Here is a 20682-nt window from a genome sequence, read left to right as displayed (position 1 = left end):
TTTTCCTCCTCCGCTGCTCGGGGGGGTTCCGGAGGGGTAGGCAGTGGAAAGCAGGGGTGGGGGGGGAAGAACAAAGGGGAAAAAAAAACCCGTTTGGGGGGGGGGGCGCCCCCCCCCCCCCCCACCCCGGCCACTCCCATCCGCCACCTGCCCACCCCACGAGTCACCTGCGGCAGACCGCCGGCCATCGAGCCGGCCATGACGGGCGTGACAGGGTGAGGCCGTGATCGAACTCGACGGCCGGCCCGCCGGCGAAGACGCCCTGGCGGCCCTGGCCCTGACCAATTACGGCCACTTCACGACCCTGTTGGTGGAGGAAGGGCGAGTACGTGGCCTCGACCTCCACCTGCAGCGCCTGATCCGAGACTGCCGGCTCCTCTTCGACACCGCACTCGACCCGGACCGCGTGCGCGCCCTGGCCCGCCGGGCCGCACCGGAGAGCGGCCGCCGGATCGTCCGCGTCACCGTGTTCGACCCGGCACTGAACCTCGCCACCATCGACGCGGACGCCCATCCGCGGATCCTGGTCACGGCACGGCCGGCTCCGGAGGCGGACCCCGGGCCCCTGCGGGTGCGGACCGCGGTCCACCGCCGTGACCTGCCCGAGGTGAAGTCGGTCGCTCTGGGGCCCGCTCTCCGGCTCCGCCGTCGCGCCCGGCGGGAGGGCTACGACGACGTGCTGTTCACGGGACCCGACGGCGAAGTGCTGGAGGGCGGCACCTGGAACATCGGCCTGGTGCGAGAGGGCCGGGTCGTCTGGCCCGGGGGAGACGTCCTCTCCGGCACGACCCGGCAACTCCTGCGTCGCGCCGGGGGAGACCCCACGGAGCTGATCAGCCTTTCCGACCTCGACGACTGCGAGGCGGCGTTCGCCACGAACGCCACCGCCGTCCTACGCCCCATCACCCGAATCGACCACAGGGAGTACCCCGCTTCGCACCCCGCGATGACCCGGCTCGCGGAGAGCTACCGGGCGTTGCCCACCCACACGCTCTGATCGAACAGCGCGGACGCATGAACAGCGCGGACGCGTGAACAGCGCGGACGCATCTCCGACTCAGGTCCCGGCCTGTATCACAACCCGCCGGCGAGGGCAGTGTGTGCGGGCGTCACGAGCCGACGGCGCGGGCCTTTCGGAGCCGGTGAGGATCATGGTTCGCCGGTCGTCCGCGACACCCCCGCGCCCTGACCACCACAACGCCGCCCGCGATCACCCACGCACACGGAAACATCGAGATGCGGCAGAAGCGTCTGACCGGCGTCGAGGAGGTGCTGGAGGGCATGGCCGGGTGCCAGAGCCGGCTCTCGCCCCGGTCTGCCCGGTGGCCTTCACCGGCGCCCATCCACGTGAAGGTCCGTGACGGTGCGGTCGCCGGCCGGCCCTTCCACGTGGCTCTGGTTCCGTGTCCGAGCGCGGCGAGACGTGCGCCGCGGAACGAGCTATGCACCCTCGTTGTCATCGCGCAGGGAACGGATCATCCTCTGCAGGATCCGGAACGCGTCTGACTGCTCGGTCTCGGTCAGGCCGGCCAGCATTCTGGCCTCGACGGACCGGACGGCTGCGCTCGCCTTCTCGAGGCTTCGTCTCCCGCGAGGTGTGAGCCGCGTGGGAAGCGCCTTCCCGACGGGTGCCTCCGCAGGCCTGGTCACGCAGCCGTCTCGTTCCAGGGCCTGCAGTAGCACGTTCATCGTCTGCCGTGTCACGAATGCGCCCCGCGCGAGCTCGGAGTTCGACAAACCCGGCCGTTGCGCCAGCAGTTCGAGGCACGAGTAGTGCGTCACGCTCATCCCGAGCGGCCGCAGCACTTCCTCCATGGCCGCGCGGAGGGCGCTCGACGCTTCTTTGAGCAGGTAGCCCAGTGACGTCTCCAGGTCGACGCCGACACCTTCTTGACTCATGTCAGTATTCTGACATAGGTTGAGCGTGTCAGAAAACTGACATGTAGACAAGGAGTGTCACCATGCCCGCCATCGGCCCCGACTTCATCTCGCTCCAAGTGCGCGACCTCGATGCTTCGCAGGCGTTCTACGAGCAGTACCTCGGCCTCGTCCGCTCGTCGGCCGGACCTCCGCACGCCGTGGTCTTCGAGACGAAGCCGATCACGTTCGCACTCCGCGACGTCATTCCCGGCACCGACCTCGCATCCGTCGCTCAGCCCGGTATCGGTGCCGCGATCTGGCTCCACGCCACCGACGTCCAGGCCATCCACGACGCGCTGGTCGCCGACGGTCACACCATCGTCTCCGCACCGATCGACGGCCCCTTCGGTCGGACCTTCACCTTCGCCGACCCCGACGGCTACCAGGTCACGCTCCACGACCGCGCTTGATCGACCAAACGCCATCACACTCCACCGAACGCCACCGGACGATCGTCGGCGGTCGCGCCCCGGGCTCGTGCGGGATGCCGCCTTCTGCCCTGCTGATCTGACGACGTTCCGCCGGCTGGACGGCCCCGGCTCGGAAGCAGGTCGGCCGACAGTTGCCTCCCGGCCATGCCGTGTTGCTCCGATCGATCTCCTGCCGGACCGTGAGGCGGGCGGCCTGGCCGCTTGGCTCGCCCAACGACCTGGCGTCGAAGCCGTCTGCCGGGACGACGAAGCCGTCTGCCGGGACCGCGCGCCGTTTCTTCGCCGAGGGCGCCGCAGTCGGAGCACCGCACGCGGTCCAGGTCGCCGGACCGCTCCGAAATCATTGGACACCTCTCGGGCCGGTCAGCGAGCATCGGCAGGTGACAGATGCAGCCGATCACCAAAGGCCGCTCACGCGGAGCCCGAAACGTGTCCGTTTTGTCGAGCTGTCCGCTGAGGCGATGTCCTCGTTGCTGGCTGGAGACCTGTCCGCGGCCGGCAGGGCGGCCGGGGTATCCCTGACCGAGTACTTCGTGACCGACAGAGCACGGTGGCTCTGGCGGTTCCGGCTCGACCAGATGGCCGCCGATCCCGGCCATGCGCGGTGGATGGTGCGGCAAGCGGTCGTCGGCGACAAGGGTCTCGTCGTCGGACATGCCGGGTTCCACGGACCGCCCGATGAGGCCGGCATGGTCGAGATCGGCTATTCGATCGCTCCCGACTTCCGTCGTCAGGGATACGCCAGGTCCACGCTGATCGAATTGCTTCGCCGGGCGGCAGCCGAACCCGCGGTCACGACCGTGCGGGCGACGATCAGCCCCGACAACGAGGCATCCCTGGCCACGATCTCGGGCTTCGGCTTCGTCGAGGTCGGAGAGCAGTGGGATGAGGAGGACGGTCGCGAGCTCGTCTTCGAGGTGCCTGCCGGCCAGGTTCCACGCGCTTGACGGGAAGGGGCGCGGCAGTACGCCGAGCGGTGACCGTGGCGTCCGGCGCGATGGCCAGGCCGGGGCAGCCAGTACGCGCCCGCCCCGGCGGATGTCCTGGCCGCTCGACGCCGCGAACGCGCGGAGTCCTGCCCGCCGCGGGTACCGAGGCCATTACCCGATCGGTGGCCCCCTGAGAAGCTTCAGTGGTTTCAGCCAGCAACACGTTCCCCGTGAGGGTCCTGGTCGCCGACGATCCTTCAGTCAGACAAGCTTATTTTGATGGTACCGCAAGGATGCCAGGCGCTTGAGCCTGGCTTTTCCAGGCTGAACTGTCTGCATGTCGAGGAACCCTTGAATCTTTGGCTGGCGATGATTCCAGCCATAAATTTCGCTTCTTCGGCTCCGTGCGCGGGGCGCCGGGTTAATCTTCAGCGCGTTGATCGAACTTGCGTCGCGGCGTGTGAGGTGTGCCCCGCATCAGGACCGTGTAGGGGCGTGAGCGGTTCGGCTCTCGTCGCGCCAGTACCGTCGAGGGTGGAAGCGCTGTGGGCTTAGGGGAAGGATGTGAAATGCTTTCACGGTCCGGCTCGATTGCGCATTTATCCGTCACCCTTCATTCATGTGAGGGTGCATGGTGAAACGTACATGTTCAGTGGGTAGTTGTCATCTTGCAACGGGGACTGTTCGGACGTCACGTTGTCGAGGGGACGTATGTTGATTCGGTCCGCCAGGTGCTGAGTAGCGCCCGATAATACCTGGCTGTCCGGCAGCCGCTGAAGGCGAGTTGTGCCGGCAGGGTCGCGCCACGTTGAAACCCGTTCTGGTTGGCGTGACATGGCGTGGTGTGAACTGCTGAAAGGAATCGATACGGGCCTTCCGCGTGCCCTTCCTCGATCAGGCGTCGCAACTGGCGCTGGTGTAATTGCCGCACGTCGATTCGAGCGCCGGGGCAAGACCAAGAAGGCCAAGAACAGACCAGAAGCGGAAATTCGGGCGTGACGTAGCGATAGGTGGCCAAGTGGGGGGTGTGGATTGGCGGTTCCGGGCAATCGTGTCCGCCTACGCCGCGTCCGCCTACGGGAATTACCTCAACCTGATCGCGCTGAGTCTGTTCTCCTACGACGTCACGGGTACAGCGTTCGGTGTCGGCGCGGTCATGGCGTTACGGCTGTTCTCCGGGTTTTTGGCCGGGCTCGCCGCGGGGGCGCTGTCGGCCAGGGTCGCCCGTCGGACCATGATGCTCTGCGCGGACGTTGTCCAGGCTGCTGCCATGGCTGTGCTGGCGCTGTGCGTCTCGGGACTGCCGCTGTGGCTGCTCGCCTGCGCGGTCGTGGTCCTGGGCGCGGGTAACACGCTCTTCACCGTGGCCCTGCGCAGCGCGGTTCCGGTCATGGTCGGCCAGGACGCCCGCTCTCATGCGAACGGGTTGCTGGTCACGGCGCGGTCTTTCGCCACCGTGCTCGGCTTCGCCTCGGCCGCGCCCGTCATAGGGCTGGGCGGCTACACCGCCGCGTTCGCCGTCAACGCCGCGAGTTTCATGGTGTCTGCCACAGCGCTGCTGGTGCTGCGCCCGCGTACGGACGAGCCCGAAGCCCGAAACCCGAGGGCGGACGTGGTGCCCGACAACCGGAGAAGCGCCGAGCCGTCGCCCCACAGGGCGCTCGGCAGCCGGGCACGGTGCGCGATGGCAGGTGTGCCCGCACTTCTGCTCGGCATGGTCCTGCTCAGAGGCGTCGACGCCCTCGCCTCCGCGTCGCACAACGTGGCCTTGCCCGTGGTCGCGCACTCCACCGCCCCGTCCGGCCCGGCGGTGTTCATGACCCAGTTCTGGGTGGCCTGGGCGATGGGTACGCTCCTCGCCCATCAGGTGCTCAAACGCAGGCGGGACCCGGCAGCTTGGGGGGAGCGCGCGTTCGCGGTCGGCACCTGCTTGATGTCGCTCGCCTTCGTGGCCGCGTTCGCCGGACTGCCCACCCCGGCACTGATGGTGGCGGCCGCGACGGCGGGATTCGCCGACGGCTGCACCGAGATCATCTACACCTCGCGCCTGCAGACGGCTCCCGACCGGCAGCGCAGCCGACTGTTCGGCTGGTCCGCCACGGCGGAGCAGTCCGGATTCGCACTGGGCACGGTGGCGGCGGCCGCGGCTCTCGAGGTACTGCCCGCGCTGACCGTCGTGGCCGCCTTCCACAGCACGGCCGCCTGCGCGGCCCTGGCTCTGCTGCTGGTCATCGCCACCCGCCGCGGCACGGCTGCGTCTCGGTCGTCCACCGGTGAAGAAGACGGATCCACCCGTGAAGAAGATGGAGAGGACGAACATGGAACGCGTACGGGGGCAAGCCCACTGCCGAGGGCCTGAGCCGGAATACACCGAGGACGATCCGCGCAGCGCCGTGGAGGCGCTGCTGCGCGCCGCGGGCTCCGGCTCTGACGCGGGAGTGGTCACCGTCGCTCCGGACGGTTCCGCCACCACGCTGCCGTATTCCGAACTTCTGGCCCGCGCTCGCCGGCTGCTCACCGGGCTGCGGGAGCGCGGGCTGCGCACGGGCGACGTGCTGGTGCTCTGCGGACTGCCACTGGAGGAGTTCTTCCCCGCTTTCTGGGCCGGTGTGCTCGGCGGCGCCCGGCCCGTGGCCATCGCGGAGCACGCCGCCGAGGGCTCCCCGGCACTGGAACGCCTGCTGCACGCCTGCAAGTTGCTGGACCGACCGCTGGTGCTCAGCGACGCGGCCGGGGCGGCGGTGCTGGCGCAGGTGGCTCCGCACGTGCGGGTTGCCGTCGCGCAGGACTGCCTGGGTGGGCGTCCCGCGGACGAGCTCACCGAGTCGGCCCCATCCGACGTCGCGCTGCTGATGCTGTCCTCCGGCAGCACCGGTGTCCCCAAGGCCGCGCAGCTGACGCACGCGGGTCTGGCGGACTTCGCGGCGAGCAGCCGGCGCATCCTGGACGTGCGCCCGGACGACACCATGGTGAACTGGCTCCCGGTCGACCACAGCGGCGCCTTCCTGCTGTACCACCTGCTCGCGGTCTTCGCCGGGTGCACCAACGTCCATGCCCCGACCGAACGGATCCTGGCCGAACCACTGCGCTGGCTCGACCTCCTCGACCGGTACGGGGCACAGCACAGCTGGGCGCCGACCTTCGCCTACCAGCTCGTCGCGGACGCACTCGCGGAGCGGGGGACGGGCGGCTGGGAACTCGGCCGTGTCAAAACCCTGGTCTGCGGGGGCGAGCAGATCGTGCTGCCGGTACTGCGTCGTTTCCTCGACACGACGGCCGCGTACGGGATCCGGGAAGGGCACATCGTTCCGGTGTGGGGTATGGCCGAGACGGTCACGGCCGTCACGTTCGGCCGGCTCGACCTGCCGGGTACCGTACACCGCCTGCTCAAGAGCAGCCTGAGCGGTGACCTGGTACGGGCCGACGAGCAGACGCCCGAGCGGGACTGCGTCACCTTCGTCGCGGCGGGCGCACCGGCGCACGGGGTCGCCCTGCGCGTTGTGGACGACGGCGGCGATCCGGCACCCGAGGGACGGATCGGTCGGCTCCAAGTGCACTCACCCGCCCGCCTGACCCCCGGATACGTGAACGACCCCGAGGCGGACGCGGCGGCCTTCCCCGACGGACGTGACTGGCTGGACACCGGCGACCTGGCCTTTCTCGACGGGGGACAGGTCGTGATCACCGGCCGCCGAAAGGATCTGATCATCGTCAACGGGCACAACATCCACTGCCACGAGGTCGAGGAGGCCGCCGCCACCGTCGCCGGCATCCGGCCGGGGGAGGTCGCCGCCTGCGGCGTTCCCCACCCGGACAGCGGCACGGAGGAGTTGGCCGTGTTCTTCGTGAGCCGCGGTGCCCCGGACGACGCGCGCATCACACGGGAAGTGAAGGCGGCGCTGTTCTCCCGACTCCGCCTCACCGCCGCCCATGTCCTGCCTGTTCCGCACGGCGAGTTCCCGAGGACTCCCGCGGGCAAGGTGCGCCGTGGCGAGCTCAGGGACCGGCTGATCGGCGGCGGGCCGCGGACGGGCACCTCGCGGCGCGTCATGGGGGACCTGGACGAGGTGACGCGGGCGGTGCGAGAGGAGATGTCCGCCGTACTGGGCAGCCCGGTGGAGGTGGACGCGCCGTTCTACGAACAGGGCCTGACGTCTGTGCTCCTGGTTCGGCTTCGGGCGCGTCTCGAGTCGCGGTTCGCGACGACGATCGCGCAAACCGCGTTCTTCGAACATCCCACGGCAGCCGCGCTCGCCGCGCACGTGGCCGAAGCTGCCGGGACATCGACGACGCCCGGCTACGCCGGTGCCGAAGCCGCCGAAGCCGCCGAAGCCGCCGAAGCCGTCGGCACCACGGACAGCACGGACAGCACGGACAGCATGGACAGCACGGATAGCACGGGCAGCACGGACATGGCCGACCACCGCATCGCGGTCGTCGGGCTCTCCGTTCGCTTTCCGGGTGCGGACACGGTGGAACGGTTCTGGTCCAACCTGCGGGACGGCGTGGACAGCGTCCGTGTCTTCGACGAGGAGGAGCTCGTGGCGGCGGGGCTCTCCACGGAGCAGCGGCGCGCACCCGACTTGGTGCCCGTCGCCGGGGTCCTCGACGGTGTCGACGCCTTCGACCCGGACTTCTTCGGGATGAGCCCCAAGGAGGCCGAGCTCACGCACCCCGCGCACCGGCTGTTCCTGGAGTGCTGCCACGAGGCACTGGAGGACGGCGGCTACGCCGCGGCCGAACCGGGCACCAGCATCGCAGTGTTCGCGGGTTCGGGCATGAACCTCTACGACCACCAGCAACCGTCGGCGCCAGGCGCCCCGTACGACGGGAACGACCCCGCCACCGGCATGCAGGCCGCCGTCGGGCAGCAGCCGGACTTCCTCGCCTCCCGAGTCGCCTACCGGCTCGGGCTCACCGGCCCCGCCATCGGCGTGCAGACGGCCTGCTCCACCTCGCTGGTCGCCGTGCACCTCGCGGTCCGGGCCCTGCTGAGCGGTGATGCGGACCTGGCGCTGGCGGGCGCCGCCGCTGTGCACCTCCCCCAGGAGACGGGCTACCGCAGCCACCCCGGCTCCATCCTGTCGCCCACCGGACGCTGCCGGGCCTTCGACGCGAACGCCGACGGGACCGTCGGCGGCAACGGCGTGGCCGCAGTCCTGCTGAAGCGACTCGACCGGGCACTGGCCGACGGTGACACCGTGCACGCGGTGATTCTGGGCTCCGCGGTCAACAACGACGGTGCGGAAAAGGTGAGCTTCAGCGCCCCCGGTGTCGCCGGTCAAGTGGAGGTCGTACGCCGGGCGCTGCGCACGGCGGCTGTCCCCGCGGAGACGATCTCGTACGTGGAAGCGCACGGGACCGGTACCAGGCTCGGCGATCCGATCGAGTTCGAAGCACTGAGCCGGGCCCTTGGCGAAGGCACACGTCGCACTGCCTTCTGCACCGTCGGTTCGGTGAAGCCGAACATCGGCCACCTCGACAGTTGCGCCGGAATGGCCGGGCTGATCAAGACGGTCCTCATGCTGCGCCACCGGACGCTGGTGCCGACCTTGCATCTGACCCGCCCCAACCCCGAACTCTCGATGGCAAACGGCCCGTTGACGCTGAGCACCGAGCTGCGGCCGTGGCCGTCACCGCACGGTCTGCCACGGCGGGCCGGGGTCAGCGCCCTCGGGGTCGGCGGCACCAACGCCCACGTGGTGCTGGAAGAGCCTCCCGCGCCGACAGCGCTCCCGGCGGCCGACGAGGACATACCCGTACTCGTTCCGGTTTCCGCCCGTGACGCACAGGCTCTGGGCGAACTGACCGAACGGCTCCGCGACCGGCTGCTGCGGCGGCCCGGACTCGCGGCCGGCGACATCGCGGCCACCATGGCCCTCGGCAGGCCGCACCGCCCGGCACGGAGCGCGGCCGTCGGCCGCACGGCCGAGGAAATCGCCCGCGCCCTGCAAGGGGAGACGGCACCGCCCGGTCCGCTCGGCCCGCTCGCGTTCGCCTTCTCCGGACAGGGCAGCGCCCGCCGCGGCATGGCGAGCGGTCTCTACGCCGCGTATCCCGCGGCCCGGCGCACGCTCGACCAGTGCGAGGAGCTCTACGCCGACGAGTTCGGCGGCACCCTGCTCCCGCTCCTGCTCGACGAGTCGGACCAGTCCGCCGCCGAAGGTGACATGCCGTCCACCGAGACGGCCCAGGCTGCCCTCTTCGCGCACCAGTCGGCTCTGACCGAGGTGTGGCGCGCCGCCGGCGTCCGCCCAGAGCTGCTGTTCGGACACAGCGTCGGCGAGTACGCGGCCCTGTACGCGGGCGGCGCCCTGACCCTCGACCAGGGGCTGCGGCTCACCGCCTGGCGCGGCAGGCTGATGCACACCCTCTGTCCGCCCGGCGGCATGCTGGCGGTCCGTGCCGACACGGCGGTCGCGCAGCGCATCGCGCAGGCCACCGGAGCCGAACTGGCCGCAGTCAACGGGTCGCGCGCCCAGGTGCTCTCCGGCGCGCGGCAGGTCGTGGAGGAGACGATGCGCCTGCTGGACCGGGAGGGGCTGCGATGGCGGGAGCTCGCCGTCGACCGGGCGTTCCACTCGGCCGCGGTCGAGCCGGCGCTGCGTGACTTCCGTTCGCACGCGGAGCGCGTGACGTACAAGCCGTTGCACGTCCCGTTGGTCACCGCGGCTGACGGCGAGTTCCGCCCGGCGGGCTGGACCGTCGACGCGGACTACCTCTGCGACCAGGCGCGCCGGCCGGTCCGCTTCGATCTGGTCATGGCGGCCGCGGCGGGGCACGGGTTCGAGGACTTCGTGGAGATCAGCGCCGGGGGCACTCTCACCGGACTCGGCCGGCACTGTGTTCCCGGCAGCCGCTGGGTGAGCGGGCAGGGCCGGGGCACGCGGGCCGACCAGGTGGGCGGGCTCCTGACAGCGCTGGGCTCGCTGTACCGGGCGGGTGCCGAGCTTGACTGGCGCGCCATCACCGGAGCGGGAGGCAGGGTGCCGCTGCCCGGTCATCCCCTGCGCCGGCGCGGGGTGACTCCCCGAGCCACCCCGCCGTCACAGGTTCCAGACCCCCCGCGATCACAGCCGGCCACCCGCGCGGAGTCTGTCGTCCCGGGCGAACTACTCGATGTGGTACGGGAGCTGACGGCCGGCAAACTCGGCTGCGAGACGGCGGACGTCGCACCCGACAGCTCGTTCTTCGCGCTGGGCGCGGACTCCCTGTCCCTGATGGGCATGACGACGGAACTGGAGCACCGGTACGGCGTACGCGTACCCGTCAGGGAGCTGTTCTCCTCGGCCGACACCCCGCGCAGACTCGCCGGACACCTGGCGTCGCTTCGGGGCGGCACGGCCGAAGCCCCGTCCGCGGAACCCTACGAGGCGCAGACGCCCGCCGCCACGCGGCGGTCGCCACGGGAACCAGAGCCGGAGCCGGAAGGTTCCGGGGCGCACCATGACCTGTTCGCACAGCAACTGAGGCTGGCCGAGCACCTCGTGGACCAGGTGACCGGGGTGATCTCCCGCCAGCTCGACGCGCTCACGTCCGCTCCCTCCGCCGCCGCGGCCACCCCGGCCCCGGCACGGCGGGCCTCGGCCACCGTCCCCGTACCGCCGAAGGCCACGCCGGAGCCCGAACTCGCGCCCGCCGCACACCGCCCACCGGCCCCTGCGCCCGGATGTGACTTCAGCCTGTACTTCTTCGGCGACTACCCCGAGGACGCCGAGCGCGACAAGTACGCGCTGATCATGGATGCCGGGGACTTCGCCGACCGGCACGGGTTTCACGCCCTGTGGTTCCCGGAGCGGCACTTCAACTCCTTCGGGGCGCTCTTCCCCAACCCCTCCGTGCTCGCCGCCGCGCTAGCGGCCAGGACCAGCCGCATCCGGCTGCACGCGGGTTCCGTGGTGCTGCCGCTGCACCACCCGATACGGGTCGCCGAGGAGTGGTCGGTGGTCGACAACATCTCCGGCGGCAGAGCGGGCGTGTGCTTCGCGAGCGGCTGGCACGCCACCGACTTCGCGCTCGCTCCGGAGAACTTCGGCAGGCACCGCGAAGTGATGTACGAGCAGCTGGCGACCGTTCGGCAGCTCTGGTCGGGGCAGCCGGTCACGGTGACCGCGGGCGACGGCGAACCCGCCGAGATACGGCTGCACCCCCGCCCCGTGCAGAACCGGCCGCCCATGTACGTCGCCGTGGTGGGCAACCCGGACAGCTACCGTCAGGCCGCCGCCCACGACCTGGGTGTGGTGACCAACCTGATGACGCAGACCGTCGAACAGCTGGCGGAGAACATCGCCCTGTACCGGCGCACGCGCGCCGAGCACGGACTCGACCCCGCGGCGGGCCGGGTGGTGGTGCTGGTGCACACCTACCTCGGCGAGGACGCCGAGCGGGCGCGGACCGAGGCGTACCGGCCCTTCGTGTCCTACCTGCGCTCCTCGCTGTCGCTCTTCGACCAGGTCACCAACAGCCTCGGCTTCGACGTCGACCTCGACAACAGCTCCGAGGACGACGTGGACTTCCTGCTCGGGCGCGCCTACGAACGCTACTGCGACTCGCGCGCGCTGATCGGTGACGAGCACACGGCCGCCGAGACGGTCGCCCGGCTCGTGGACGCCGGCGCGGACGAGATCGCCTGCTTCGTGGACTTCGGCGTGCCGAAGGAGAAGGTGCTGGCCGCCCTGCCCGCTCTTGACCGGGTCCGGCGTCGTGAGCAGCCGACGGTCCGGCGCCGAGCGGAGCTTGTGCCGGAGCGGCTGCCCCTGTCACCCGCCCAGCGCCGCATCTGGTTCCTGGAGCAACTGCACCCCGGGACCAGCATGTACCACGAGCCCAAGGCGATCCGGCTGGACGGCCCTCTGAACGTGCCGGCGCTGCGGTGGGCGCTGCAACGGGTCGCGGACCGGCATCCGGCACTGCGGACCGTGTTCCCGGACACCGACGGCATTCCGTACCAGGAGATCCGTCCCCAGGCGCGCCTCGACTGCCCGATCGACGACCACAGCGGGGCATCGGAGGAGGAGGCGCTGCGCGCGGTCCTGGAGACCGAGGGGCGCCGGATCTTCGACCTGAGCGCCGGTCCGCTGGTCTCGGCCCGGCTGCTGCGCCTGTCGGAGGAGCGGCACCTGCTCTTTCTGCTGGCCCATCACATGGTCTTCGATTCGTCTTCCACAGCGGTGCTGGCCCGCGACCTGGCTGCCTGCTACCGCTCCTGGCCGCACGGCGACACTGAACCGCCACCCTCGGCCAAGGCGCCCGCGGCCGGTGAACCAGATCCCGCGGAGGTCGCCGCGTCCCTCGACTTCTGGCGGCGCGAGCTCAGTGGCGCCCCGGAACTCTCGCTGCCCACGGACCGGCCCCGCCCGCCGGTCAGGTCGGGGGCGGGCGCGAGCCTCACCCACGCGCTGGACGCGGAACTCGTAGCCAGGCTGCGGGCGTTCGCCGCCGGACACCGCGTCACGGTCTTCATGACGCTGACCAGTGCCATCGCGGCGGTGCTCGGCCGGTTCAGCGGACAGGAGGAGGTGGTGCTCGGCACCGCGGTCGCCGCCAGGCCCTCCGGTGCCGAGCACCGCGTCGGCCTGTTCCTCGATACCGTGGCCCTGCGCCTCGACCTGTCCGGTGACCCGGACTTCCCGACGCTGCTGCACCGGGTGCGGGAGACCAGCACGTCGGCGTACGAACACCGCGCGGTCCCCTTCGACGAGTTGGTCGGCACGCTGAACCCCCGCCGGGATCCGAGCCGCAATCCGCTCTTCCAGGTGCTGGTGGAGTACGAGAACGAGGGTGAGGTGGAGTTCGACCCGCCCCGGCTGACGGCGGCGCTGCTGGATGTGCCGAGCGAACGCGCCCCCTTCGACCTCAGCGTGTACCTCACGCACCACCGTGACGGTGTGCGGTTCATGGTCGAGTACGACACGGCCCTGTTCGACGAGAGCACGGTGCGCCGCTTCGTGGACTACGTCGAGCAGACACTGCGCCGTGCCCTCGACGCCCCCGGCGCGCCGTTGCGCGAACTGACCACGGTCACCGGTACCGACCGGACGGCCCTGGTACGGATGGGACACCGGGACGCGCCACTGCCCGGCACCGAGGACACCCTGCACGGGCTCTTCGAACAGCAGGCGCGACGCACTCCGGACGCCGTCGCGCTGGTGAGCGGTGCAGAAAGGCTCAGTTACGGGGAGTTGGGCGCCCGGGCGGAGAGTCTCGCCCGGCAACTGCGTGCCAGGGGCGCGAGGCGCGGAGAGCGCGTGGCGGTACTGCTGCCCCGCGGGACGCAGCTGATCACCGCGCTGCTGGGAGTACTCAAGAGCGGCGCCGCGTATCTGCCCCTGGACCCGTCCGTGCCCACCCCGCGACTCGCCGCCCTCCTCGACGACGGCGGACCCGTGCTGCTGCTGACGTCCGATGCCCTCCTCGCCGGGCAGCCGGAGCTCGCCGCCCGGCGGCCCGTACACCTGGTGGAGGACGCCGGCGACTCGGACGGAGCGGACGACGTCCTGGACGACGGAGCGCGGCCGGAGGACCCGGCGTACTGCATCTACACCTCGGGCTCGACCGGTCATCCCAAGGGAGTCGTCGTGCCCCACCGCGGACCGGTCAACCTCGTCCGCGGGCACGTGGCACGGCATCCCGCCCTGCGCACCCTGCAGTGGACCTCGCCTGCGTTCGATGTCAGCGTGCAGGAGATCTTCACCACGCTGGCCTCCGGAGCCGCGCTCGTGCTGATCGACGACGAGGAGCGGTACGATCCGGCGGCCGTCGCCGATGCGGTACGCCGCCACGACGTGCAGCGGGTGTTCATGCCCTTTACGCCGCTGAGGTACCTGATCGAGACCGGCCCCGAACTGCCTTCTCTGCGTGAGCTGTTCTCGGCGGGCGAGGCACTGCGGCTCACCGACGCGTTCCGTCGGTTCCTCGCCGCGCACTCGCAGTGTGTCCTGTACAACCAGTACGGTCCCACGGAGACCTCCGTCATCGTCACCTCGCACCGTGTGGACCCTTGCGGGGAGGAGTGGCCGCCGATCGGTACCCCGGTGCCGGGGGCGCGGATCCGCCTGCGGGACGGCGCAGGGCGTGAGGTGCCGGTGGGCGTGGTCGGCGAGATCCATGTGGGCGGTGCCCCGGTCGCACACGGCTATCACGCCCGGCCCGCGGAGACGGCCGCGGCCTTCCTTGACGACGCCGCGGGATCGGTGCTTTTCCGGACGGGTGACCTCGGGCGATGGCGCACCGACGGCTCGCTCCAGTTCTGCGGCCGCGCCGACGACCAGGTCAAGATCCGGGGTCACCGGGTCGAACCCGCCGAGATCCTCAGGGCGCTGACCGCGCTTGCCGGAGTCCGGGACGCGGCTGTCGTGCCCCGCCTCGACCGGCACGGTGAGATGGAGGTCGTGGCCTACGTGGTCCCCGCGGCGCTGTCGGACGACGTCCGTCGACTGCGCACCGCGCTCGCCGCGGAACTTCCGGACCACATGGTGCCGCGCCGCTGGGTGCGCCTGGAACGGCTCCCGGTCAACGCGTCCGGCAAGCTGGACCGCGGGAGGCTGCCCGAAGCCGGCCCCGTGCCGGATGACGAGACCGTGCAGGAGGACACGGAACCGGCCACTCGGCTGGAGAAGTCCCTGCACGAGCTGTGGTGCGACGAATTCGGTTCGTCCCAGGTGCCGGTGACCCGGTCCTTCTTCGAACTCGGCGGCCACTCCCTGAGCGCCATAAGGCTGCTGAACCGGATGGCGGAGCACCTGAACGTCGAGGTGTCCATGGCCGACTTCTTCCGGGCCCCGACCATCCGTGGCGTCGCGGCACTCTGGGAACGGTTCGCGCCCGAGGTGTCCGAAACCGTCACCGCCTCGGGTGAGGTGGTGGGCACGGTACCGATGACCTCCACTCTGCGCCGGCTCTGGCACCGGCACCACGAGCGTGCCGACCCCGGTGTCTACAACATCGCCCACCGAGTCGACCTGCACGGCGACCTGGATCACGGAACCCTGACGCGTGCCCTGGAAGACCTGGTGCGACGCCACCACGCTCTGCGCAGCAGGGCTGCACGGCCCGACGGCCAGTACGTCGTCGAGGTACTGGCCGACGTGCCCGTGGACCTGCCGGTCACCGATCTCACCGAACACGGAGAGGATGCCGGGTCCGTCGAGCGGTGGTGTCTGGACCACGCGTCCCGCGCGTTCGCGATGGACCGCGCACCGCTGTTCCGCTTCCGGCTGGCACGGCTCGGCCCCGATCGATGGGTGTTGGTGACCGTGTTCCACCACGCGATCTGCGACGGCTGGTCCATGGGCGTCATCTGGCATGAACTGCAGGAGCTCTACAACTCACGGCGCAACGGCACCGAAGCCCCGCCGGCACCCCCGGCAGCCCAGTTCACGGACTGCGCACGGGCGGAACACTCCCTGGACGACAAGCGCAGGGCGGAACTCGAGCGATTCTGGCGCACCGAACTCCACGATGCGCGGCTGCGTTTGGAGCTTCCCTGCGACCGGCCGCGGCCTGAGACGTTGTCCGGCCGGGGCGCCCTGCACACCTGGACCATCGACGGAGACACGCCCGGTCGGATCGTGGAGACGGCGGGCCGCCTGGGGACGACTCCGTACTCCGTGCTGGCCGCGGCGTTCGCCACCTGGGCGGCCGGACTGTGCGGCCGGCCTGACGATGTGGTGCTGGCGGCGTCCAGCGCGAACCGCATGCTGCGTGAGCGGTCTGACGTGGTCGGGCTGCTGGGAGACGCCGTCCTGCTGCGCGCCCGGATCGGCGAGGCCGAGACCTTCGCCGACCTTGTGACGCAACTGGGCTCGACCCTCTTCACCGTGCTCGACCACCAGGACCTGCCGCTGAGCCAGGTGGCGGAGCTCGTTTCGCCCGGGACCGCCGACTCACTGTTCCCCACCGTGCTGTTCACCGTGGTCACCACACCGACACCGGCCCTGGACCTGCGATCGGTGACAGCCACGGTACGCGGTCTTCCCACGTCGGGCGTGGCACGGAACGAGCTCTACGTGGTGCTGGCGCCCGGGGACGGCACCATGACCGTCACCTTCGAGTACTCCACTGATCTGTTCGAGCAGACGACGATTGAGGCATGGGGCCGGAACTTCACCGAAGTTCTGCGGGACGCTGCGGAGAACGACTGGCGTCCCCTGCGAAACCTGCTACGTCTCACAGCCGGACAAGGGCCTGACCCCCGGCCGGCGTGATCACTTTGCGTCGCAACGTGTCCGACCCGTGCGGACCTTGGCCTGTGACAGCCAGGCACCTGCCATGATCGTCGTCATGGGGATACACATCGCACCGGCCGCGGTGGCCGACTTCCACGAGGTACTGACCGATCACCCCCGTTACTGGGGCGAACGCGACCTTCGGTCGCTGCACCTTCTGGCACTGGTGCAGGAGTTCGGTTCCACCTGCCTGATTGCCCGAGCCGAGGACGGAATCCGCGGGTACGTCTTCGGGTTCGTCACTCCCGACGGCACCGGGTACGTGCATCTGATCGCCACGCGGGACGACGCCCGTGGCACCGGTCTCGGGCGCCGTCTGTACGCGGCGTTCGCTGAAGCAGCGGAGGGTCATGGCGCTCGGCGGCTGAAGGCGATCACGTCAGTCGGGAACACCGGCTCGATCGCCTTCCACCGCAGCCTCGGCTTCGACACGAAGATCGTCGACGACTACAACGGCCCCGGCTGCGCTATGGCCGTCTTCCACAGGGATCTGCCGCTCAACGTCTGACGGCCCTGGCCGACCATCTGGGCCTGGGCCGAGCCCCGGGCACCGATGACGCCACGGCCGCCGCCCCGCGCCGCGGCGCGAGCGACGCCGAGGACTTCCCCCGGCAGGTCCTCGAACTGATGCACTTCCTCGGCGACGACTTGAAGATCCGCCGGGCCGGAAGCGAGGCCGACGAAGAGTTCGTCGCAGGGGCGCGGGCCTCCGGCGCCCCTGCGGCCCGCGCTCACGGCGGGCGACCTCCACGCACGCGTCGTCGACAACCCCCTCGCCCTTCCGAGGCTGCGGTATCAGCGGCCGCAGTCCGACGAGATTCTGGGCGACGAGGCGCCGTAGCGCACTGGCGCGGTCCACGGCGTGCGGGGGTCAGGAGTTGCGCGGGGTCACCAAGCCGGACTCGTAGGCGAGGACCACGAGCTGGGCGCGATCGCGGGCGTGGAGCTTGGCCATGGCCCGGTTGATGTGGGTCTTGGCGGTCGACGGGCTGATGACCATGCGGTCGGCGATCTCGTCGTTGGACAGACCGTGTGCGGCCAGGGCGACGGCCTCGCGTTCGCGGCTGGTCAGATCCTCCAGAGCGCTGCCGATGCGGGCGGGCGGCTGGGTGACGTACCGGTCGATGAGCTTGCGGGTGATGGTGGGTGCGAGCAGGGCGTCGCCGCGGGCGGCGACGCGTACGGCGTGCAGGAAGTCCTCCGGCAGGATGTCCTTGACGAGGAAGCCGGCGGCACCGACGCGCAGCGCGTCGAACACGTACTCGTCCATGCCGTAGTTGGTCAGCATGACGACGTGTACGCCGGCCAGGGCCGGATCTGCGGCGATGCGCCGGGTCGCTTCGATGCCGTCCATGACGGGCATCTGGATGTCGATGAGCGCGACGTCGGGCAGGTGTCTCCTGGCGAGCGCCAGGCACTCTTGGCCGTCGGAGGCCTCGGCCACCACCTCGATGTCGTCTTCGAGGCCGAGCAGCGCGCGGAAACCGCTGCGGATGAGCGGCTGGTCGTCGACCAGCAGGACCCGGATCACGGGGCTCCGTTCGTAGGGAGTTCGGCCTGGACGGTGAAGCCGCCTGCGCGGTGCGGCTCGGTGCGCAGGCGGCCGCCCAGGGCCGTGACGCGTTCGCGCATGCCGAGCAGCCCGAGCCCGAGCCCGGGCGTCGGCGCGGGCTGCGAGGTGGCCCTTCCGTTGTCGTCGACGCGGATGGTGAGGGCGTCCGGCCGGTAGACGATCACGTCTGCAGCCAGCCCGATCGCAGGAGGAACACTCCCACGGCGACGAGCAGCAGGGCCCCCGCGAGCATGAGGAATCCGGCGTAGCTGAGGGTGAGTTTGAGGCGGACGCCCGGGCCGGGCTGCCTATCCACGGTCACTGCCCCCATGCTCGGTGCCGGGCGTCGTGCCGATGCGGTAGCCGACGCCTGGCACGGTAGCGATGAGCCAGGGTTCACCGAGACGTTTGCGCAGGGCCGAGACCGTGATGCGTACGGCGTTGGTGAACGGGTCGGCGTTCTCGTCCCATGCCCGTTCCAGGAGCTCTTCGGCGCTGACGACACCGCCTTCGGCGGCGACGAGGACTTCGAGGACAGCGAACTGTTTGCGGGTGAGCGCGATGTAGCGGCCGTCCCGGTGTCGGCTACAACCACATCGACGTGGAGTACGCAAAGAGCATCGGCATCCTTGTCGAAAACGTCTCCTACTCGCCGGACAGCGTGGCCGACTACACGCTGATGCTCATGCTGATGGCGGTACGGGATGCGAAAGCCATCGTCCGGCGCACCGATAGGCACGATTACGGACCGAGCGAAGTGCGCGGAAAGGAGCTGCGTGATCTGACCGTCGGGGTGAACGCTGCTCCTCTGGCCGCACGGGGGCCCATCCTTCGGGCCGGGGAGCGGGCGGGTCAGGTCCGAGGGGTGAGGATGGCGTCGACACGTCGGGAAGGGGGCAGAGCGACCGCGAGGCGGGCTCGGGGGCTCGAGGTGAGGTGCAGGTCGTAGCGGCTGAGGAGGCGGGCCACGATCAGCACGGACTCCATGGCGAAGAACGCCTGTCCCACGCACCGATGCGCGCCGTCGCCGAAGGGCAGGTAGGCCAGCGGGTGCCGGCCGCGGACCGCCTCCGGGGCGAAACGGTCGGGGTCGAAGCGCAGCGGGTCGGGCCAGAAAGCGGAGATCCGATGTGTGAGGTAGGGGGAGATCACCAGCGTGGAGCCGGCGCGGACCCGGACGCCGCCCACCACGTCGTCCTCCTTCGCCACCCGGGGGACGGCCCAGGCCATCGAGTACAGGCGCATCACCTCAGCCAGCACTCGCTGGGTGTACACCAGTCGGCGCACGTGCTCACGCCGCGGCGGCCCCCCGGCCAGCACTTCGTCGGCCTCCCGCCGTACTCGTGCGGCGATGTGCGGGTGCTGTGCCAGCATCACCCAGGTCCACGTCAGCGTCAGGGCACTGGAGTCCGACCCGGCCACGAACAGTGCCACGATGTCCTGGCTGATGTGCTCGGCACTCAGCGGCTGTCCGTTCGCATCGGTCCCCTGCAGCAGTCCGCTCATCAGGTCTTCGCCCCGCGTCTGCTCGCGGCGGGCCCGGTCGATGACGGGCAGCAGGATGCCGTTGATGCGGCGGGTGGCGCGCACGAAGGCACGGTCCCCGGGAACGGGAACGCCGTAGGGGACGAAGGGCATGGCCGTGCGCCACAGCAGCGAGTTGAGCGCCGTGACGACTTCTGCTCCCAGCCGGTCGCACTGGGCGTCGGTGATGCGGGATCCGAAGAACACCGGATTGATGACCCGGTGTACGAGCCGGGTCATCTCCGCCGTCACATCCACTCGCCCTGCCCGTGCCCGGCTCGCGAAGTCCTTCACGCCCGCTTCGACCGCGGCGGCGATGCCGTCACCCTCCCGGCGCAGAAACCCGCTGGACAGCCCTTTGCGGAGGATGTCGCGGCTGGCGAGCCACTGGGGGCCTTCTCCAGCGATCCCCGTTCCGGTCAGCCGGCCCAGTGCCTCCCACATCGCAGTACCCCGGGGGTAGTTGTCCTCTCTCTCACGAAGGACGTGCCTTACATGGTCGGGATGCGTGATCAGCAACGGCCGGAACGGGCCGAGGCCCAACTGCGTCACAGCGCCCTGGGACTGCCGGCCGAGAGCTTCGATCAGGCCGAGCGGTCCCCGCCGCACCAACTGTCCGAGGACGCGGTGCAGGGGCACAGCGAGCAGGCCACCTTTTCCGGACGGCAGCGGCCCTTGCCGCCCCTTGCGCGGTACACCGACGGAACACACCTCACCGCTACTCACCGACACCTCACAGCTGCGTCCTGGGCGAGAGAGAGGGCAGGGCCGGCGCCCGGCACAGGACCCGTCGCAATCCGCCAACCGGAGTTCGCTCTCGCATACACGTGCACCTCACCAACAGTTACCAGCTCGACTCCGTCCCGGCAGTGACGACAGGCGGGCTGGCCGCAACCGGCCGTTGGATCCGGGATGCTCTGGTCACGGTCGGTGCTCGCGACATGCGCCACCGCGGCGCTCACCGATTCCGCGGAAAGCAGGAACGTGTTGCCGCCCGGGCCTGAGGGCGTGAGACAGCGGCCCGTCCCGTCTGAGCGGTGACGAGACACCACACGTCGGTCGACCCCGTCGGCGGACTGGAACGTGCTGCGCGAGCCCGA

9 protein-coding genes and 4 pseudogenes are annotated in these 20682 nt (G+C 70.4%); 7 read left to right on the top strand and 6 right to left on the bottom strand.

Annotation, left to right across the window (positions count from 1 at the left end):
- Positions 1-223 precede the first annotated feature (223 nt).
- Entirely contained in the window at positions 224-997 is a 774-nt protein-coding gene (locus ACZ4V1_RS29685; RefSeq protein WP_468342012.1) for an aminotransferase class IV, read from the top strand.
- Between the two features lie 443 nt (positions 998-1440).
- Here ACZ4V1_RS29685 and ACZ4V1_RS29680 read toward each other — a convergent pair whose 3' ends face one another.
- Positions 1441-1899 carry a MarR family winged helix-turn-helix transcriptional regulator gene (locus ACZ4V1_RS29680; RefSeq protein ID WP_468342009.1) on the bottom strand — a complete coding sequence of 153 codons (459 nt, stop codon included), beginning with the start codon at positions 1897-1899 and terminating at the stop codon, positions 1441-1443.
- Positions 1900-1961: 62 nt separating this feature from the next.
- On the opposite strand from ACZ4V1_RS29680, the gene ACZ4V1_RS29675 reads away from it, so the two are divergent.
- The 5 genes from ACZ4V1_RS29675 (at position 1962) to ACZ4V1_RS29655 (ending at position 17014) form a co-directional block, all read left to right on the top strand.
- Positions 1962-2330, top strand: a complete 369-nt coding sequence (locus ACZ4V1_RS29675; RefSeq protein WP_468342007.1) for a VOC family protein — start codon at positions 1962-1964, stop codon at positions 2328-2330.
- Between the two features lie 482 nt (positions 2331-2812).
- Positions 2813-3298, top strand: a complete 486-nt coding sequence (locus ACZ4V1_RS29670) for a GNAT family N-acetyltransferase (protein ID WP_468342030.1) — start codon at positions 2813-2815, stop codon at positions 3296-3298.
- Positions 3299-4331: 1033 nt separating this feature from the next.
- Positions 4332-5639 (top strand): MFS transporter, encoded by a 1308-nt coding sequence (locus ACZ4V1_RS29665; protein ID WP_468342004.1) that lies wholly within the window; start codon positions 4332-4334, stop codon positions 5637-5639.
- On the top strand, positions 5599-16485 hold the full coding sequence (locus ACZ4V1_RS29660; RefSeq protein WP_468342001.1) for an amino acid adenylation domain-containing protein: 10887 nt from the start codon (positions 5599-5601) through the stop codon (positions 16483-16485). Before ACZ4V1_RS29665 ends, ACZ4V1_RS29660 begins: the two co-directional genes overlap by 41 nt.
- A 64-nt stretch (positions 16486-16549) precedes the next feature.
- Positions 16550-17014 (top strand): GNAT family N-acetyltransferase, encoded by a 465-nt coding sequence (locus tag ACZ4V1_RS29655; protein ID WP_468341998.1) that lies wholly within the window; start codon positions 16550-16552, stop codon positions 17012-17014.
- Positions 17015-17377: 363 nt separating this feature from the next.
- Here ACZ4V1_RS29655 and ACZ4V1_RS29650 read toward each other — a convergent pair whose 3' ends face one another.
- The 4 genes and pseudogenes from ACZ4V1_RS29650 to ACZ4V1_RS29635 form a co-directional block, all read right to left on the bottom strand.
- Entirely contained in the window at positions 17378-18037 is a 660-nt protein-coding gene (locus ACZ4V1_RS29650; RefSeq protein WP_468341995.1) for a response regulator, read from the bottom strand.
- Positions 18034-18252 (bottom strand): annotated as a pseudogene (locus ACZ4V1_RS29645) (ATP-binding protein); the annotation flags it as partial. The gene ACZ4V1_RS29650 and the pseudogene ACZ4V1_RS29645, both read right to left, overlap by 4 nt.
- A pseudogene (locus tag ACZ4V1_RS29640) lies at positions 18243-18374 on the bottom strand (two-component sensor histidine kinase); the annotation flags it as partial. The pseudogenes ACZ4V1_RS29640 and ACZ4V1_RS29645, both read right to left, overlap by 10 nt.
- A pseudogene (locus tag ACZ4V1_RS29635) lies at positions 18367-18639 on the bottom strand (winged helix-turn-helix domain-containing protein); the annotation flags it as partial. The pseudogenes ACZ4V1_RS29635 and ACZ4V1_RS29640, both read right to left, overlap by 8 nt.
- On the opposite strand from ACZ4V1_RS29635, the pseudogene ACZ4V1_RS29630 reads away from it, so the two are divergent.
- Positions 18639-19007, top strand: a pseudogene (locus ACZ4V1_RS29630) (hypothetical protein); the annotation flags it as partial. The pseudogenes ACZ4V1_RS29635 and ACZ4V1_RS29630 sit on opposite strands and share 1 nt — an antisense overlap.
- Here ACZ4V1_RS29630 and ACZ4V1_RS29625 read toward each other — a convergent pair.
- Positions 18911-20221, bottom strand: a complete 1311-nt coding sequence (locus tag ACZ4V1_RS29625; RefSeq protein WP_468341992.1) for a cytochrome P450 — start codon at positions 20219-20221, stop codon at positions 18911-18913. The pseudogene ACZ4V1_RS29630 and the gene ACZ4V1_RS29625 sit on opposite strands and share 97 nt — an antisense overlap.
- Positions 20222-20682: the final 461 nt, after the last annotated feature.

Source organism: Streptomyces sp. NPDC028991, from assembly GCF_055564775.1.
Note: the sequence above shows the minus strand (reverse complement) of the source record. Positions and strands in the feature narration are given on the sequence as shown.

Excerpts from the sequence above, each read along its gene's own strand:
- ACZ4V1_RS29660 (WP_468342001.1), top strand. The coding sequence starts at position 5,599 with ATGGAACGCGTACGGGGGCAAGCCCACTGCCGAGGGCCTGAGCCGGAA.
- ACZ4V1_RS29675 (WP_468342007.1), top strand. The coding sequence starts at position 1,962 with ATGCCCGCCATCGGCCCCGACTTCATCTCGCTCCAAGTGCGCGACCTC.
- ACZ4V1_RS29670 (WP_468342030.1), top strand. The coding sequence starts at position 2,813 with ATGTCCTCGTTGCTGGCTGGAGACCTGTCCGCGGCCGGCAGGGCGGCC.
- ACZ4V1_RS29655 (WP_468341998.1), top strand. The coding sequence starts at position 16,550 with ATGATCGTCGTCATGGGGATACACATCGCACCGGCCGCGGTGGCCGAC.
- ACZ4V1_RS29680 (WP_468342009.1), bottom strand. The coding sequence starts at position 1,899 with ATGAGTCAAGAAGGTGTCGGCGTCGACCTGGAGACGTCACTGGGCTAC.